At 63.3% G+C, this 14,405-nt stretch carries 16 protein-coding genes; 6 read left to right on the top strand and 10 right to left on the bottom strand.

What is annotated here, in order from left to right; all coding sequences use genetic code 11:
• The first annotated feature begins 44 nt into the window (after positions 1–44).
• Both recO and pdxJ read left to right on the top strand, forming a co-directional pair.
• The gene (gene recO, locus BM154_RS03515; protein WP_074881006.1) at positions 45–743 is read left to right on the top strand and encodes a DNA repair protein RecO; all 699 of its coding nucleotides are present in this window, start codon (positions 45–47) and stop codon (positions 741–743) included.
• Positions 736–1,479, top strand: coding sequence for a pyridoxine 5'-phosphate synthase (gene pdxJ / locus BM154_RS03510; protein WP_074881005.1), 744 nt, complete (start codon positions 736–738; stop codon positions 1,477–1,479). The genes recO and pdxJ overlap by 8 nt, the downstream gene beginning before the upstream one ends.
• Here the strand turns inward: pdxJ and BM154_RS03505 are convergent.
• Positions 1,476–2,375 carry a LysR substrate-binding domain-containing protein gene (locus tag BM154_RS03505; protein WP_074881004.1) on the bottom strand — a complete coding sequence of 300 codons (900 nt, stop codon included), beginning with the start codon at positions 2,373–2,375 and terminating at the stop codon, positions 1,476–1,478. The two genes, pdxJ and BM154_RS03505, sit on opposite strands and share 4 nt — an antisense overlap.
• A gap of 253 nt (positions 2,376–2,628) precedes the next feature.
• On the opposite strand from BM154_RS03505, the gene BM154_RS24110 reads away from it, so the two are divergent.
• Entirely contained in the window at positions 2,629–2,775 is a 147-nt protein-coding gene (locus BM154_RS24110; RefSeq protein WP_167364647.1) for a hypothetical protein, read from the top strand.
• Positions 2,776–2,782: 7 nt separating this feature from the next.
• Here the strand turns inward: BM154_RS24110 and cmoB are convergent, their stop codons facing one another.
• From cmoB to metR, 5 genes are all read right to left on the bottom strand, one after another.
• Positions 2,783–3,751, bottom strand: a complete 969-nt coding sequence (gene cmoB / locus BM154_RS03495) for a tRNA 5-methoxyuridine(34)/uridine 5-oxyacetic acid(34) synthase CmoB (protein WP_074881002.1) — start codon at positions 3,749–3,751, stop codon at positions 2,783–2,785.
• Complete coding sequence (gene cmoA, locus BM154_RS03490; RefSeq protein WP_074881001.1) at positions 3,748–4,524, bottom strand: carboxy-S-adenosyl-L-methionine synthase CmoA; 777 nt, start codon at positions 4,522–4,524, stop codon at positions 3,748–3,750. Before cmoA ends, cmoB begins: the two co-directional genes overlap by 4 nt.
• 83 nt (positions 4,525–4,607) lie before the next feature.
• Positions 4,608–5,000 carry a protease inhibitor I42 family protein gene (locus BM154_RS03485; RefSeq protein ID WP_074881000.1) on the bottom strand — a complete coding sequence of 131 codons (393 nt, stop codon included), beginning with the start codon at positions 4,998–5,000 and terminating at the stop codon, positions 4,608–4,610.
• A 76-nt stretch (positions 5,001–5,076) separates the two neighbouring features.
• On the bottom strand, positions 5,077–5,406 hold the full coding sequence (locus tag BM154_RS03480; RefSeq protein WP_074880999.1) for a DHCW motif cupin fold protein: 330 nt from the start codon (positions 5,404–5,406) through the stop codon (positions 5,077–5,079).
• Positions 5,407–5,436: 30 nt separating this feature from the next.
• Positions 5,437–6,357, bottom strand: a complete 921-nt coding sequence (gene metR, locus BM154_RS03475) for a transcriptional regulator MetR (protein ID WP_074880998.1) — start codon at positions 6,355–6,357, stop codon at positions 5,437–5,439.
• 190 nt (positions 6,358–6,547) lie between these two features.
• Here metR and BM154_RS03470 point away from each other — a divergent pair, with 190 nt between their 5' ends.
• On the top strand, positions 6,548–7,537 hold the full coding sequence (locus tag BM154_RS03470) for an alpha/beta fold hydrolase (protein ID WP_074880997.1): 990 nt from the start codon (positions 6,548–6,550) through the stop codon (positions 7,535–7,537).
• Here the strand turns inward: BM154_RS03470 and glpD are convergent.
• The 4 genes from glpD to BM154_RS03450 form a co-directional block, all read right to left on the bottom strand.
• Positions 7,461–9,047 (bottom strand): glycerol-3-phosphate dehydrogenase, encoded by a 1,587-nt coding sequence (glpD, locus tag BM154_RS03465; protein ID WP_074880996.1) that lies wholly within the window; start codon positions 9,045–9,047, stop codon positions 7,461–7,463. The genes BM154_RS03470 and glpD overlap by 77 nt on opposite strands.
• Before the next feature lie 262 nt (positions 9,048–9,309).
• Positions 9,310–10,065 (bottom strand): DeoR/GlpR family transcriptional regulator, encoded by a 756-nt coding sequence (locus BM154_RS03460; protein WP_074880995.1) that lies wholly within the window; start codon positions 10,063–10,065, stop codon positions 9,310–9,312.
• Between the two features lie 95 nt (positions 10,066–10,160).
• Positions 10,161–11,657 (bottom strand): glycerol kinase GlpK, encoded by a 1,497-nt coding sequence (glpK, locus tag BM154_RS03455; protein ID WP_074880993.1) that lies wholly within the window; start codon positions 11,655–11,657, stop codon positions 10,161–10,163.
• Between the two features lie 64 nt (positions 11,658–11,721).
• Positions 11,722–12,570, bottom strand: a complete 849-nt coding sequence (locus BM154_RS03450) for an MIP/aquaporin family protein (RefSeq protein WP_074880990.1) — start codon at positions 12,568–12,570, stop codon at positions 11,722–11,724.
• A gap of 342 nt (positions 12,571–12,912) precedes the next feature.
• Between BM154_RS03450 and ybaK the strand changes: the two genes are divergently transcribed.
• Positions 12,913–13,380 (top strand): Cys-tRNA(Pro) deacylase, encoded by a 468-nt coding sequence (gene ybaK, locus BM154_RS03445; RefSeq protein WP_074880989.1) that lies wholly within the window; start codon positions 12,913–12,915, stop codon positions 13,378–13,380.
• Positions 13,381–13,544: 164 nt separating this feature from the next.
• The gene (locus BM154_RS03440) at positions 13,545–14,330 is read left to right on the top strand and encodes a substrate-binding periplasmic protein (protein ID WP_244157050.1); all 786 of its coding nucleotides are present in this window, start codon (positions 13,545–13,547) and stop codon (positions 14,328–14,330) included.
• Positions 14,331–14,405 lie beyond the last annotated feature (75 nt).

Here is a 14,405-nt window from a genome sequence, read left to right as displayed (position 1 = left end):
GCATCCGCCGCGCCGCGGCTGGCTAACTCAGCGAGTTTTCTCCCATGCTTGCGCCCAGCCAGCCCGCCTATGTCCTGCACAGCCGTGCGTACCGCGAGAGCAGTGCGCTGGTGGATTTTCTCACCCCGCAAGGTCGCTTGCGCGCCGTGCTGCGCGGGGCTCGCGGCAAGGCTGGCAGCCTTGCTCGGCCATTTATCCCGCTCGAACTGGAAACCCGCGGGCGTGGCGAGCTGAAGAATGTCGGCCGCCTGGAAGCCGCCGGCATTCCCAACCTGCTCAATGGCGAGGCGCTGTTCAGCGGCCTGTACCTCAACGAATTGCTGATTCGCGTGCTGCCCGCCGAAGACCCGCACCCGGTGATTTTCGAGCACTACGCCATGAGCATCCTGGCGCTGGCCCAGGGGCGGCCGCTGGAGCCGATCTTGCGCGCGTTCGAATGGCGGCTGCTCGATGAACTCGGCTATGGTTTTGTCCTCGACAGCGACGTGCAGGGCAATGCCGTGGTCAGCGACGGTTTGTACCGGCTCGAGGCCGACAGCGGCTTTCTGCCCATCGGCCACTGGCAGCCCGGTGCCTTTCTCGGTAGTGAACTGCTGGCCATGGCCGAAGCGGATTGGAGTACGCCCGGCGCGCTGGCCGCTGCCAAACGCCTGATGCGCCAAGCACTCGCCCCCCATCTGGGCGGCCGACCCCTGGTCAGCCGCGAATTGTTCATGACGCTCAAGGAGCCGACCCGTGACTGAAGCCAAGCGTGTTTTGCTGGGTGTGAATATCGACCACGTCGCCACGCTGCGCCAGGCCCGCGGTACCCGCTATCCCGACCCGGTCAAGGCCGCGCTGGATGCCGAAGAAGCGGGCGCCGACGGCATCACCGTGCACCTGCGTGAAGATCGCCGGCATATCCAAGAACGCGACGTGCGCGTGCTCAAGGAAGTCATGCAGACGCGCATGAACTTCGAGATGGGGGTGACCGACTTCATGCTCGCTTTCGCCGAGGAGATTCGCCCCGAGCACGTGTGCCTGGTACCGGAAACCCGCCAGGAACTGACTACCGAAGGCGGCTTGGACGTGGCTGGCCAGGAGGCGCGCATTGCCGCTGCCGTGCAGCGCCTGGCGGCCGTTGGCAGCGAGGTTTCGCTGTTCATCGATGCCGACCCGCGGCAGATCGAGGCGAGCAAGCGCGTCGGCGCGCCGGCCATAGAGCTGCACACCGGGCGTTATGCCGATGCGCATACGCCGCAAGAGGCTGAGGCCGAACTGCAGCGGATCCGTGAAGGGGTCGCCCTGGGTGTTTCCCTGGGGCTGATCGTCAATGCCGGCCACGGCCTGCACTACCACAACGTCGAGCCGGTGGCGGCGATCCCAGGTATCAACGAGCTGAACATCGGCCATGCGCTGGTCAGCCATGCGCTGTTCGTTGGCTTCAAGGAAGCCGTGCGCGAGATGAAGCAGTTGATCCAGGGCGCCGCGCCGCGCTAACGCTTGCCGTAAGCCACCGCCACCTGCGCCGCCAGTGCTTCGGCGGCTGCGCCACGGTTGCTGCCGCGTAGTAGCTTGATATGGTAGTCGCCCAGTGGCGGTAGGTCGTGCTCCTGCAGGGAAAGGCGGCGTAGCGGCGGTTTGACCAGGCTCGCGGGGAAGGCCGCAATGGCCAGGTCGGCCAGCAGCGCGGCTTCCTGGCCGGCGCACTGCTCGCTGGAGTAGGCGATGCGGTAGCGGCGTCCCTGGCGATCCAGACCGTCCAGGGCAGCACGACGCCAGGCACAGCCGGTATTGGCCAGTGCAAGCGGCAACGGCTCGCGCTTGACCGCCAGACCGCCTTCGCGACCGGCCCACACCAATGACTCGCTGCAAATCACTTCGCCACGGGCGTCATCGGCATCCGCATCGCCGGTATTGAGCAATGTCAGGTCGAGTTCGCCGGCGTCCACCCGTTCGATCAGCTCGCAGCTGCGGCCCACCGAGACATCGACCTGTACGGCCGGATGGCTGAGGGCGAACTGCGACAGCAGATCCGGCAGCGAGCCGACACCGATATCGAATGGCGTGCCAAAACGCACGGTGCCGGCCAGATCGGGCACCCGGAAATGCGCCACCGCTTCCTCGTTGAGCTTGAGCAAGCGGCGGGCATAGCCGAGCAGGATTTCGCCATCCGGTGTGAGACGCACGCGGCGACTCTCGCGTAGAAAAAGCGTGCGCCCAAGGGTTTCCTCCAGACGCTTGATCTGCTGGCTGACCGCCGCCGTGGTGCGAAACACCTGTGCAGCGGTGCGGGTGAAGCTGCCGCTTTCGGCAATGCCGACGAAAGTCCTCAGCACATCGCTTTCCAATAAAGGCAATGCGGCGGGTACATCGGTTGGCAATGGACTGTCCATTTTATGGTTAATAATTTCTTAATCGGCTGTTAGGTATTTGTCGATTTTATTAACGATAAGCGCGGCTCAAGCTGTCGGCAAGCAATCACCGATAACCGGTGAGCATTGGCTGCCGAGGAGAGTTGTCATGAGGGCGAACGAACAGCATGCCGAAAATAACGGGGGCGCCAACCAGGCAGGGTCGCCGGCTATCCACCCGCACGAGCTGACGCGGTGGGGCGATTGGTATTTCGCCTGGTGCTGGAGGCGCAAGATGCGCCGGCTGCTGATGCTCGATCGCGCTGGCCAGATTCGCCTGGGAAGCGCCCGCACGCGGGTCAGTGCCGGGGCGCAGATGCCCCTCGCACTGATCGCGGCGCGGCAGGCCGAATGGCGCCGCCAGGGTGATGCCGCCAGCTAGGCCGTAATCAAGGCTTGCGTGCCACCAGTACGGCGCGGCGCGGAGCGGGCAGGCCTTCGATGGTGCGACGGTGATCGAGCGGGTCGAGAAACTCGGGTAGCGACTGGTAGCGCATCCAGTCGGTGCTGCGTTGCTCTTCGACCGACGTGACGCTGACGTCCACGCAGCGTACGTCGACGAAGCCGGCGCGGCGCAGCCACAGCTCCAGCGCGGGCACCGATGGCAGGAACCAGACGTTGCGCATCTGCGCGTAGCGGTCTTCGGGTACCAGCACCTGTTGGGCGTCGCCTTCCACCACCAGGGTTTCGAGAACCAGTTCACCTCCCTTGCGCAGGCAGTCCTTGAGTTCGAGCAGGTGGTCGATGGGCGAGCGGCGGTGGTAGAGCACGCCCATGGAAAACACCGTGTCGAAGCCCAGCAGCTTCGGTGGAAGCTCTTCGATACCGAGCGGCAGGTGCCAGGCGGGCATATCCGGCAGGTAGTTCTTCATCGCCAGGAACTGGCAGAGGAACAGCCAGTTCGGGTCGATGCCCACTGCGCTACGGGCGCCGGCACCGAGCATGCGCCACATGTAGTAGCCATTGCCGCAGCCCACATCGAGTATGCGTTTGCCGGTGAGATCCAGGTGTGGGGCGACCCGTTGCCATTTCCAGTCTGAGCGCCATTCGGTGTCCACATGCACGCCGAACGGATGGAACGGGCCTTTGCGCCAGGGGATCAGCCCGCGCAACGCACTGTCCAGCGCCGCGCGGGTAGCGTCATCGCAGGGGCCGTCGAGTCGGAAATCCTGTTGCAGGTCGATCTGCTCGGCCTGCAGCGGCGGCAATGCTTCGACGGCGGCGTACCAGCGCTGCAGGTCGCCGTGACCGATGGCCAGCTTGGCATCGATCTGTCCTGGCAGGTCGGCGCTCCAGTCCTGCAGGGGCGTGCCGGCCAGCTCGGCCTGCAGGGCGTCGAGATCCATGCGGCGCATCATGGCAGGGCCACCAGCGAGGCGAAGTTCAGGCACTGGAACCAGGGCACTACTTTGCTGAAGCCGGCGGCGTGCAGGCGTTCGCGGTGCTGCTCGAGGCTGTCGGGCAACATGACGTTTTCGATGGCGCTGCGTTTCTGGGCAATTTCCAGTTCGCTGTAGCCGTTGGCGCGTTTGAAGGCAACGTGCAGGTCGGTGAGCAGGGCATGTTGCTGCTCGTCTTCGAAACGCAGTTTTTCCGAGAGGATCAAGGCGCCGCCCGGCAGCAGCGTGCGATGAATACGGCTCAGCAACTCCAGGCGGTTTTCCGGGGCGATGAACTGCAGGGTGAAGTTCATCGCTACCAGCGAGGCAGGCTGCCAGTGCATGTTGAGGATGTCCGCCTCGATCACCTCGACCGGCAGCAGCTCCTGGAACATGGCGTCCTGGGCGTGCAGGTATTCGCGGCAGCGCTCGACCATTGCCGCGGAGTTGTCCACGGCGATCACCCGGCAACCCTCTACCTGTACATGTCGGCGCAGCGCCTGGGTGACGGCGCCCAACGAGCAGCCCAGGTCATACAGCAGGCTGCCGGGCTGGGCGAACTGGTTAGCCAGCACGCCAATGTTCTCGACAATGGTGGGGTAGCCCGGAACCGAGCGCTTGATCATGTCCGGGAATACCCGGGCGACGTCTTCGTTGAAGACGAAATCCGGGACCTGATCCAGTGGCTGGGCGAAGAGTTGGTCGGGCTGTCTGTTCACGGTCGGTCTGCATGGCGCTGGAAAGGCGCGCATTTTAGCCAAGTCCGGCGATTAGCCAAACCTCACCGCAAGCCTGATTCGATGGTCGGCCTGTGTGGGGCGATGCAGGCGACTGGTCAGTGCACGCGGATCTGGCAGTCGAAGGTGTCGGCGGGGGCCGCGCTGGTGTCCCAGGGCTGGGCGTAGGTCAGCAGCAATTGGGCCTCTCCCGGCGCCGTAGCCTGGAAGCGCCAGGTGGAATTGCCATCGCCGCCGACCAGGTCGGAGTCTTCGGCGGCGCTGTAGACTTCCGGGCCCAGGGCCTTTAGCACCGCGGCCGCACCTTCCTGCACTGTCCAGCGATAGCCCGTGGTCGGGTTGCTCGGCAGGCTGAGAATCAGCTGCTGGCCCGCGGTCAGGCTGATCGGGCACTGGCTCTGCTTCTGCACCTGCAGGCTCTTGGAAGGGTTGGCGCAGGCACCTAGCAGAACCAGACCGGCGAGAAGAGGCAGACGATAGGCATTGATCATGACGGGCTCCAGGCGCAGAAATCGACCGTCAGCATAACGGCAGAAGCCCTGGGCTGTAACCCGCCTGCGGGCTGATTCAATCGACGATGAACAAGCGCGCGCCGGTGCTCGTCGAGCTGCGATGCGCCTCGGCCCCGTCAGCCACCTGATAGCTCATGCCCGGCGTCATCACGAAGCGGCGGCCATCATCGAGCTCGGTGTGCAGTTCGCCTTCCAGGCACAGCAGGATATGGCCCTTCTCGCACCAGTGGTCGGCCAGGTATCCCGCCGTGTACTCGACCATGCGCACGCGCAGCGCGCCGAACTGGCAGGTCCGCCAGTAGGCCACGCCGGTTTCGCCGGCATGTTCGCTAGCTTCGATCTTGCTCCAGTCGGTAACGCCAAAGGGGATATCGCTGATGTTCATTGGGATGGCTCCGAAATGGGAAGAGAAGCGTTACTGCCGGGCAACGCTCACGCCTTCGAGGTTGGCGAACGAGGTGTCCTTGGCGGTGAGCAGGAAGTCGCGCATGAAGGGCGCGTCGAGCATGTCGGTGCGCACGCCTGCGTAGAGCGTGGCGAACAGGCCCTTGTCGCCCAGTCGCTTGGCGGTCACGTAACCGCGCGAGCTGTACTCGTGCAGCGCCCAGTTGGGCAGGCCGCAGACGCCGCGGCCGCTGGCCACCAGTTGCATCATCATCACCGTCAGTTCGGAGGTGCGCACCTGGGCCGGCTCGATATCGGCGGGCTCCAGGAAGCGGGTGAAGATGTCCAGGCGATCGCGCTCCACCGGGTAGGTGATCAGGGTCTCGCGGCTCAGGTCCTCGGGGCGGATATAGGGGCGGTTGGCCAGGGCGTGCTGGTTGGCCACCGCCAGCATGGCTTCGTAAGTGAACAGCGGCACGTAGGTAATGCCCGAGAGTTCAACTGGATCGGAGGTCACCACCAGATCCAGATCGCCCCGGGCCAGGGCGGGCAGGGGGGCGAAGGAAAAGCCCGAGGCCAGGTCGAGCTCGACCTCCGGCCAGGCATCGCGGAACTGATCGATGGTCGGCATCAGCCACTGGAAACAGCTGTGGCATTCGATGGCCATGTGCAGGCGGCCTGCGGTGCCACCCGCCAGGCGCGACAGATCGCGCTCGGCGCTGCGCAGCAGCGGCAACACGCTGTCGCACAGCTGCAGCAAACGTAGGCCAGCGCTGGTGAAACGTACCGGTTTGGTCTTGCGTACGAACAGTTGCATGCCCAGGCGCTCTTCGAGCTCCTTGAACTGATGCGACAAGGCGGACTGGGTCAGGTGCAAGCGGTCGGCCGCCTCGACCAGGCTATCGGTTTCACGCAGGGCGTGGAGGGTTTTCAGGTGGCGTATTTCAAGCATCTTGGGACCTGCGGGAATTTCAATCAATTGCTCATTAAGATGAGCAATATTCATTGTCCAGTGTCGCCTAGCCAGTCCCTTGTTGTCCACTGGGCAGGTTTCATCAAACTGTCACCGTTCTGTGGCAGCGCGCACCGGTGCATGGCTGCAGACTTGCCTGCTATCCGGCTTATCGCTTGTGGAATTCATGATGCGCGTGGTTATTTTTCTGGCTGCCCTGTTGTGCAGCCTGCCGTCCCTGGCGAGTGAAGTATGCAAGGTCGGTACGGACGTCGAGCGCGTCTCGCTGGGCGAGGTGAGCCTGGCGTACCAGAGCATCGGGCGCAGCAGCGATCCGGCGCTGTTGCTGGTCATGGGCCTGGGTGGGCAACTGATCCACTGGCCGGACGACGTGGTCGAGCAACTCTGCGAACAGGGCTTTCGAGTCATCCGCTTCGACAATCGCGACGTTGGGTTGAGCCGCTGGAACGGCGAAGCCCCCACCGCCAACCTTGCCTATGAGGTGCTGCGCTACCGCCTTGGTTTGGCGGTCGGTGCGCCCTATAGCCTGCGCAATATGGCCGGCGATTCGCTGGGCCTGATGGACGCGTTGGGCATTGACCAGTTTCACCTGCTGGGGGCCAGCATGGGCGGCATGATCGCCCAGCACATCGCTGACATGGCGCCGCAGCGGGTACGCAGCCTGACGTTGGTGATGACCAGTTCAGGCGCTCAGGGGCTGCCGGCACCGAGTCCGGCGTTGTTGCAGCTGTTGGCACGTCGCGAGGCGCCGAGCCGGGAGGTGGCCCTGGAGCAGCAGGCCGATCTGCTGGCCGCGCTGGGTAGCCCCAGTGTGGTGGATGATCGTGCGATGCTGCTGCATCAGGCCGAAATCGCCTATGACCGTGCCTTCAATCCGGCGGGCGTGGAGCGACAATTGCTGGCAATACTTGCCGAGGGCAGTAGGGTCGATCTGCTCAATCGTCTGCAGGTGCCGACATTGGTGGTGCATGGTACTGCCGACCCGCTGCTGCCGGTGATGCACGGCGTGCATGTCGCCGCGCATATCCGCGGCAGTGAGCTACGCCTGATTCCAGGCCTCGCCCACCGCTTTCAGGAGCGCTTCAAGGGGCCGTTGCTGGCTGCGGTACTGCCACACCTGCAAGCGCATCGCCAGGATGTGCAACTGGTGCAGATGTAGACATCCCAGGCGCCAGGTAAGCCTCCAGGTTGCTGCGCTCGGCGTCGGACAGGAACAGCCCGAGCTTGCTGCGGCGCCAGAGAATGTCGTCGACCTCGGTGGCCCACTCCTGTTCACGCAGGTAATCCACCTCGCGAGCGTACAGACCATGGCCGAAGTGCTCGCCCAGGTCGGCTTCGTTCTGCACCTTGTCGAGTAGCTGCCAGGTACGGCTGCCATAGGTGGTTGCCCAGCGGTTTGCCAGCTCGGTAGTCAGCCAGCCATGGCGGGCGCGCAGCGCCTCTACCAGGCTTTCGCGGCTCTGCATGTTCTCGCCGCCCGGCAGCGGTGCGTCGGCCGTCCAGCGCGCCTTCATGGTCGGGAAGAACGGCGCCAACTGGGCCAGCGCCGACTCCGCCAGCTTGCGGTAGGTGGTCAGCTTGCCGCCAAACACCGATAGCAGCGGCGGCTCGTTACCCGGGGCCGACAGCGACAGGGTGTAATCGCGGGTGATCGCCGAGGGCTCGTCGGATTCATCGTCGCACAGTGGGCGTACACCAGCGTAGGTGTGGAGGATGTCGCCGCGGCTGATCGAGGTGCGGAAGTGATCGTTTACCACCTTGAGCAGATAGCTGGTTTCTTCCTCGCTGATGCTCACGGTGGCCGGGTCGCCCTGGTACTCGCGATCCGTGGTGCCGATCAGGGTGAAGCGATCCAGGTAGGGGATGGCGAACACGATACGGCGGTCTTCGTTCTGCAGAATGTAGGCTTCCTTGCCCTCGAACAGCCGTGGCACGACGATGTGGCTGCCCCGGATCAGGCGGATGCCGTAGGGCGACTTCTGCTGCAGGTCATCACGAATGAACCGGGCCACCCAGGGGCCAGCGGCATTGACCAGCGCTTTGGCGCGGATCGAGAAGCGGCTGCCGTCGGCGCGCTCCAGATCGACATCCCAGGCGCCGTTGCTGCGCCGGGCACTGATGCAGCGCGTGTGGGTCTGTACATCGGCGCCGTGCTCGCGGGCGGCCATGGCATTGAGTACCACCAGGCGGGCGTCATCTACCCAGCAGTCGGAATATTCGAAGCCCTTGCTGATCTCGGCCTTGAGCGGACTATTGGCGCCAAAGCTCAGGCCTCGCGAGCGTGGCAGCGCCTTGCGCTTGCCCAGGTTGTCATAGAGAAACAGGCCGGCGCGGATCATCCAGGCCGGACGCAGATGCGGACGGTGCGGCAGGATGAAACGCATCGGGCTGACGATATGCGGCGCCTTGGCCAGCAGCACTTCACGTTCGGCCAGGGCTTCGCGCACCAGGCGGAATTCGTGGTGCTCCAGATAACGCAGGCCGCCATGGATCAGCTTGCTGCTCGCTGACGAGGTATGGCGGGCCAGATCGTCCTTCTCGCACAGGAACACCGACAGGCCGCGCCCCGCCGCATCACAGGCAATACCGGCACCATTGATGCCGCCGCCAATCACGGCAATATCGTAAAGCTCGGACAGCGGGCTGTTGGACAGGCTGGATGTGGGCATCGTCGTGGCCTCGTATAGCGTTTGTATTTTCAAATCGAACATTAATGTTCATTTACGAAAATACTAGCGCATGAATAGATGGGTATCCAGTGCCGTTCGATCAAAAAAGATCACGAAAAGCGGTGGAATGAAAATTCGCGAACACAATTACAGATACTTGCGAACCGAGAAGGTTCGCACGATGTTCGATTTGGAATAAAACCGACACGCCACGCCGCGATGGGTCTTTGAGGCCCAGCGCGGCGGGGGTTAAAGGAGGGCGTCAGACGACTTCGAGACGAATCTTGTGCTGGTCGAGCAACTGGCAGAGGCCGGCTACCGGCTGCTGGTCGGTCACCAGGCAGTCGATCAGGCTGATCGGACCCAGGCGGATCATCGCGTTGCGGCCGAACTTGCTGGAGTCGGCAGCCAAGATCACCTTGCGGGCGTTGGCGATGATCGCCTGGGACACGCGCACCTCCTGGTAGTCGAAATCCAGCAGGCTGCCGTCTTCGTCGATGCCGCTGATGCCCACCAGGGCGAAGTCGACCTTGAACTGATTGATGAAGTCCACGCTGGCCTGGCCTACCAGGCCGCCATCGCGACGCACGTTGCCGCCGGTGAGCAGCACGTCGAAGTCATCCTTGGTGGCGAGCATCGAGGCGACGTTGAGGTTGTTGGTGATGATTTTCAGGTGGCTGTGGTTGAGCAGGGCGCGGGCGATGGATTCCGTGGTGGTGCCGATATTGATGAACAGCGAGGCGTGGTCGGGAATCTGCGCGGCCACCGCTTCACCGATGCGTTGCTTTTCCTGGCGCATCTGGTCGGCGCGCATCGCATAGGCGGTGTTCTCGACGCTGGAATCGTAAGCCGCGCCGCCGTGATAGCGGCGCAGCAGGTTGGCATCCGCCAGTTGATTGATATCGCGGCGGATGGTTTGCGGAGTTACGACGAACTGGGTGGCCAACTCCTCGATGCTGACGTACCCGCGTTCGCGGATCAGATCGAGGATTTGCTGCTGGCGAGGGGGCAGATTCATTGAGTTTCCTTCGGGCTGCCGCACGGAATTGCCCCATGATGCCGCACGAATCTGCTCGCTGCCAGCGACAGCCGGGCCCTCGCCCGGCTGACCGCTCACTTTTGCTCTTCGTGGGGCTGCCAGTCGCGGGTGCGATCCACGGCTTTCTTCCAGCCGGCATAGAGCTTTTCCTTTTCCGGGTCGGCCAGCTGCGGCTCGAACTCACGCTCGATCACCGCCTTGCCGCGCAGCTCGTCGAGGCTGCTCCAGAAACCGGTGGCCAGGCCGGCCAGGTAAGCGGCGCCCAGGGCGGTGGTTTCACGCATTTGCGGACGCTCCACCTGAGTGCCCAGGATATCGGCCTGGAACTGCATCAGGAAGTTGTTGGCCACCGCGCCGCCGTCCACGCGCAGGGACTTGAGGCGTTCGCCGGAGTCCTGCTGCATGGCATCGAGCACGTCGCGGGTCTGGAAGGCGATGGACTCCAGTGCAGCGCGGATGATGTGATCGACCTTCACGCCGCGGGTCAGGCCGAACAGGCCACCACGGGCGTAGGGATCCCAGTAGGGGGCGCCCAGGCCGGTGAAGGCCGGGACCAGATAAACACCGTTGCTGTCCTTGACCTTGGTGGCGAAGTATTCGGTGTCGAAGGCGTCGTTGACCACCTTGAGTTCGTCACGCAACCACTGGATGGTGGAGCCGCCGTTGAAGATCGCACCTTCCAGTGCGTAGGCCACCTCGCCACGGGGGCCGCAGGCGATGGTGGTGAGCATGCCGTGCTGGGATTTCACTGCCTTGTCACCGGTATTCATCAGCAGGAAGCAACCGGTGCCATAGGTGTTCTTGGCCTGGCCCGGTTCGACGCACATCTGGCCGAACAGCGCTGCCTGCTGATCACCCGCGATGCCGGCGATGGCGATGCCGCTCTTGGTGTGGCCGTAGACTTCCGAAGAGGACTTCACTTCGGGGAGCATTTCACGCGGGATATCCAGCACCTCGAGCATCTTCGCATCCCACTCCAGGGTGTGGATGTTGAAGAGCAAGGTGCGTGCGGCGTTGGTGTAGTCGGTGATGTGCACCTTGCCGCCGGTAAATTTCCAGATCAGCCAGCTGTCGATGGTGCCGAACAGCAGTTCGCCCTTGCGGGCGCGCTCGCGGCTGCCTTCGACATGGTCGAGGATCCACTTCAGCTTGGTACCCGAGAAGTACGGGTCGGTGACCAGGCCGGTGGTTTCCTGAATGTATTGTTCCAGGCCATCACGTTTGAGCTGCTGGCAGATCTCGGTGCTGCGCCGGCACTGCCAGACCACGGCGTTGTGGATCGGGCGGCCGGTATTCTTGTCCCACACCACCGTGGTTTCGCGCTGGTTGGTGATGCCGATGGCTGCCACCTGGTCATGGTGCAGGCCGGCTTGCGCCAGGGCCTCGACCATCACCGCGCTCTGCGTGGCGAAGATTTCCATCGGGTCGTGCTCGACCCAGCCGCTTTGCGGATAGTGCTGGGTGAATTCGCGCTGGGCGATGCATACCACGTTGGCATCGCGGTCGAAGATGATCGCGCGGGAGCTGGTCGTACCCTGGTCGAGGGCAATGATGTAGTTCTTGTCGGTCATGTCGATTGCCTTGAGGTGAGCGGAAGACAAATGCGCGCGTCTCGAACGACGCGCGCTGTAGAAATCAGGAGACTTTGACGTCGCGACTCGCCGCGCGTTCTGGCTCCGGCGCTTCGATTGCGCTGGGTAGGTGGCGGGCGATCATGGTGCGATATACCGCCGCGCCAAGGCACGCGCCGAGGATCGGCGCGAAGATCGGCACCAGGAAGTAGGGGATGTCGCGGCCCCCGGTCAGCGAGATCTCGCCCCAGCCCATGATGAAGGTCATCAGTTTCGGGCCGAAGTCGCGGGCCGGATTCATTGCGAAGCCGGTCAGCGGGCCCATGGAGCTGCCGATCACGGCGATCAGCAGGCCGATCAGCAGCGGCGCCATCGGGCCACGCGGCAGGCCGTTGTTGTCGTCGGTCAGCGCCATGATCACGCCCATCAGCACCGCGGTAATGACTACCTCGACCATAAAGGCCTGGCCGGTGGACAGCACGGGATTGGGAAAGGTGGAGAAGATCGCCGCCAGCTCCAGGCTGGCCTCTGAGCCGCGGATCATCTGATTGGTCTGTTCGAACTCCAAGAACAGGCCGCTATACAGGCTGTATACCAGCAGCGCCGCGCAGAAGGCGCCAGCCACCTGGGCCAGGATGTAGAACGGCAGCTTGCGCTTTTCGAAGCCGGCGAACAGGCAGAGTGCGATGCTCACCGCCGGGTTGAGGTGCGCGCCGGAAACCCCGGCGGTCAGGTAGATGGCCATGCTGACGCCGACGCCCCAGATGATGCTGATTTCCCAGAGGCCAAAGCTGGCGCCTGCGACCTTGAGCGCAGCCACGCAGCCGGTGCCGAAAAATATCAGCAAGGCGGTGCCCAGGAACTCGGCCATACATTGGCCCGACAGAGAGGGTTGTTGCAGCGACGTTGTCATTGGGAAGCCTCGTTTTTTTGTTGTTGTGCGGCGCTGGTGTCAAGTGGAGAGGCGGCGCTATACAGCGCTCCGTTTGCACCATTGCCATTGCAGTCAGATCCATGGATGGATGTTCGCAATCGAAAAAAATATAGATGTGATGTGCGCATTGTCAAAAATCGAACTATTTCAACGGCTGAAATTTTCGATAACAACCGCGCTTACCGTTAAATAGGTCAGTTTCGCGAGTAATAGGTTCCGTTGTGAAACAAGTTTCCAGCTGTGCATGTTGACGCAGCGCATCGTCGGGCGCAGCGCTAGAATCGTCAGGCATCTGGCGCCTCATACCCCTCTGGAGCAGTCATGACCCCAGCACTGAATCTGCTGAAAAAGGTGCGTGCCGAGCACCGAATCCACAGCTACGAGCACGATCCCAAAGCCGCTTCCTATGGTTTGGAGGCTGCCGAGAAGCTAGACCTTGAGCCGGCCCGGGTGTTCAAGACGCTGCTGGTCGCCAGTGAAAAAGGCGAGTTGCTGGTGGCGGTGGTGCCGGTGATCGGCAGCCTGGACCTCAAGGCCCTGGCCCATGCCGCCGGCGTCAAGAAGGTAGACATGGCGCCCGTCGATGCCGCGCAGCGAGCGACCGGTTACCTGGTCGGCGGCATAAGCCCGCTGGGGCAGAAAAAGCGCTTGCGCACCTTTATCGACAGCACTGCCCAGGGGTTTCCCAGCCTCTATGTCAGTGCCGGGCGACGTGGCCTGGAAGTGGAGCTGAGTGCCGCTACCCTGGCCGAACACACCCAGGCGCAGTTCGCCGATATCGGTCGCTGACGAGTGCGCTGCGCACGCCTGCCGAGTTTGCATGCGCCACGCTTGATGCAAACGCCAGACACTGGCACTGTCGGCATCGCCGCTTTGCATCCCACCGGGAGCGTAGGCGCGGCATACAAGGGAGCACGGCTGGCTAGGCCAGACCGCATGAGCAGCAGGAGGCGATGCGAACAGTGAAAGGCTTTGCTTGGCTGGCAACAGGCCTATTGGCGGCATTGGCGCTGAGCAGCACCTGCGCCCGGGCCGAAACCCTGATCATGGAGGCCGATGTCTGGTGCCCGGTCAATTGCGCGCAGGATGCCGAGCGGCCGGGCATATTCGTCGAGCTGGCCACGCAGATCTTTGCCGAGGCCGGCATCCAGGTCGACTACCGCGTCACCAACTGGGCGCGGGCGGTGCAGGATGTGCGCAGCGGCAAGGCCCACGCGCTGGTGGGCGCCGGCGTGCGCGACGCGCCGGACTTCCTGTTCGGCAAATATGCGCCCGGTATTTCCCGCAACTGCTTCTACGCCCGCGCCGGCGGCAGTTGGCGCTATACCGGCCTGGAGTCGCTTGCCCAGGTACGCCTGGGGGTAATCAACGGCTATAGCTATGGTGAAGAACTCGACGACTACATCAGACGTTACCAGAAGGAGCAGGAACGGCTGCAGCTCGCAGCCGGTGAGCAAGCGCTGGCGCTGAATGTGCGCAAGGTCGAGTTGGGGCGCCTGGACGCGCTGCTCGAAAATACCTGGATCATGGCCATGTACCTGGACCGGCACGGCAACCGGGGCGAGTTGGTCGAAGTCGGTTGCCGGGTGCCGGACGTGCCGATCTATATCGCCTTTTCTCCCGTGCTGTCTTCCAGCGCTCGTTACCGCGACATATTCGATGAGGGTGTGCTTCGCTATCGACAGGATGGTCGCCTGGCGGCGCTGCTGCAGCGCTACGGCATTCACCCACAGCTTTGATCGATACTGTTGCAGTCTATTGGCGCTGCGCTGTATCGCACCCGCAGGTGGCTCTACAGGCATTCTAGGTATCCA

The organism is Phytopseudomonas argentinensis (assembly GCF_900113905.1).
GTDB lineage: Bacteria > Pseudomonadota > Gammaproteobacteria > Pseudomonadales > Pseudomonadaceae > Aquipseudomonas > Aquipseudomonas argentinensis.
This window is presented reverse-complemented; position numbering and strand designations above follow the sequence as displayed.

What these genes read in the sequence shown, in the direction of transcription:
- ybaK (WP_074880989.1), top strand. Translation starts at nt 12,913, where the DNA reads ATGACCCCAGCACTGAATCTGCTGAAAAAGGTGCGTGCCGAGCACCGA.
- recO (WP_074881006.1), top strand. Translation starts at nt 45, where the DNA reads ATGCTTGCGCCCAGCCAGCCCGCCTATGTCCTGCACAGCCGTGCGTAC.
- BM154_RS03460 (WP_074880995.1), bottom strand. Translation starts at nt 10,065, where the DNA reads ATGAATCTGCCCCCTCGCCAGCAGCAAATCCTCGATCTGATCCGCGAA.
- BM154_RS24110 (WP_167364647.1), top strand. Translation starts at nt 2,629, where the DNA reads ATGCGCCGGCTGCTGATGCTCGATCGCGCTGGCCAGATTCGCCTGGGA.
- BM154_RS03440 (WP_244157050.1), top strand. Translation starts at nt 13,545, where the DNA reads ATGCGAACAGTGAAAGGCTTTGCTTGGCTGGCAACAGGCCTATTGGCG.
- cmoA (WP_074881001.1), bottom strand. Translation starts at nt 4,524, where the DNA reads ATGCGCGCCTTTCCAGCGCCATGCAGACCGACCGTGAACAGACAGCCC.
- BM154_RS03485 (WP_074881000.1), bottom strand. Translation starts at nt 5,000, where the DNA reads ATGATCAATGCCTATCGTCTGCCTCTTCTCGCCGGTCTGGTTCTGCTA.
- glpK (WP_074880993.1), bottom strand. Translation starts at nt 11,657, where the DNA reads ATGACCGACAAGAACTACATCATTGCCCTCGACCAGGGTACGACCAGC.
- BM154_RS03505 (WP_074881004.1), bottom strand. Translation starts at nt 2,375, where the DNA reads ATGGACAGTCCATTGCCAACCGATGTACCCGCCGCATTGCCTTTATTG.
- BM154_RS03470 (WP_074880997.1), top strand. Translation starts at nt 6,548, where the DNA reads ATGCGCGTGGTTATTTTTCTGGCTGCCCTGTTGTGCAGCCTGCCGTCC.
- cmoB (WP_074881002.1), bottom strand. Translation starts at nt 3,751, where the DNA reads ATGATGCGCCGCATGGATCTCGACGCCCTGCAGGCCGAGCTGGCCGGC.
- BM154_RS03450 (WP_074880990.1), bottom strand. Translation starts at nt 12,570, where the DNA reads ATGACAACGTCGCTGCAACAACCCTCTCTGTCGGGCCAATGTATGGCC.
- glpD (WP_074880996.1), bottom strand. Translation starts at nt 9,047, where the DNA reads ATGCCCACATCCAGCCTGTCCAACAGCCCGCTGTCCGAGCTTTACGAT.
- BM154_RS03480 (WP_074880999.1), bottom strand. Translation starts at nt 5,406, where the DNA reads ATGAACATCAGCGATATCCCCTTTGGCGTTACCGACTGGAGCAAGATC.
- metR (WP_074880998.1), bottom strand. Translation starts at nt 6,357, where the DNA reads ATGCTTGAAATACGCCACCTGAAAACCCTCCACGCCCTGCGTGAAACC.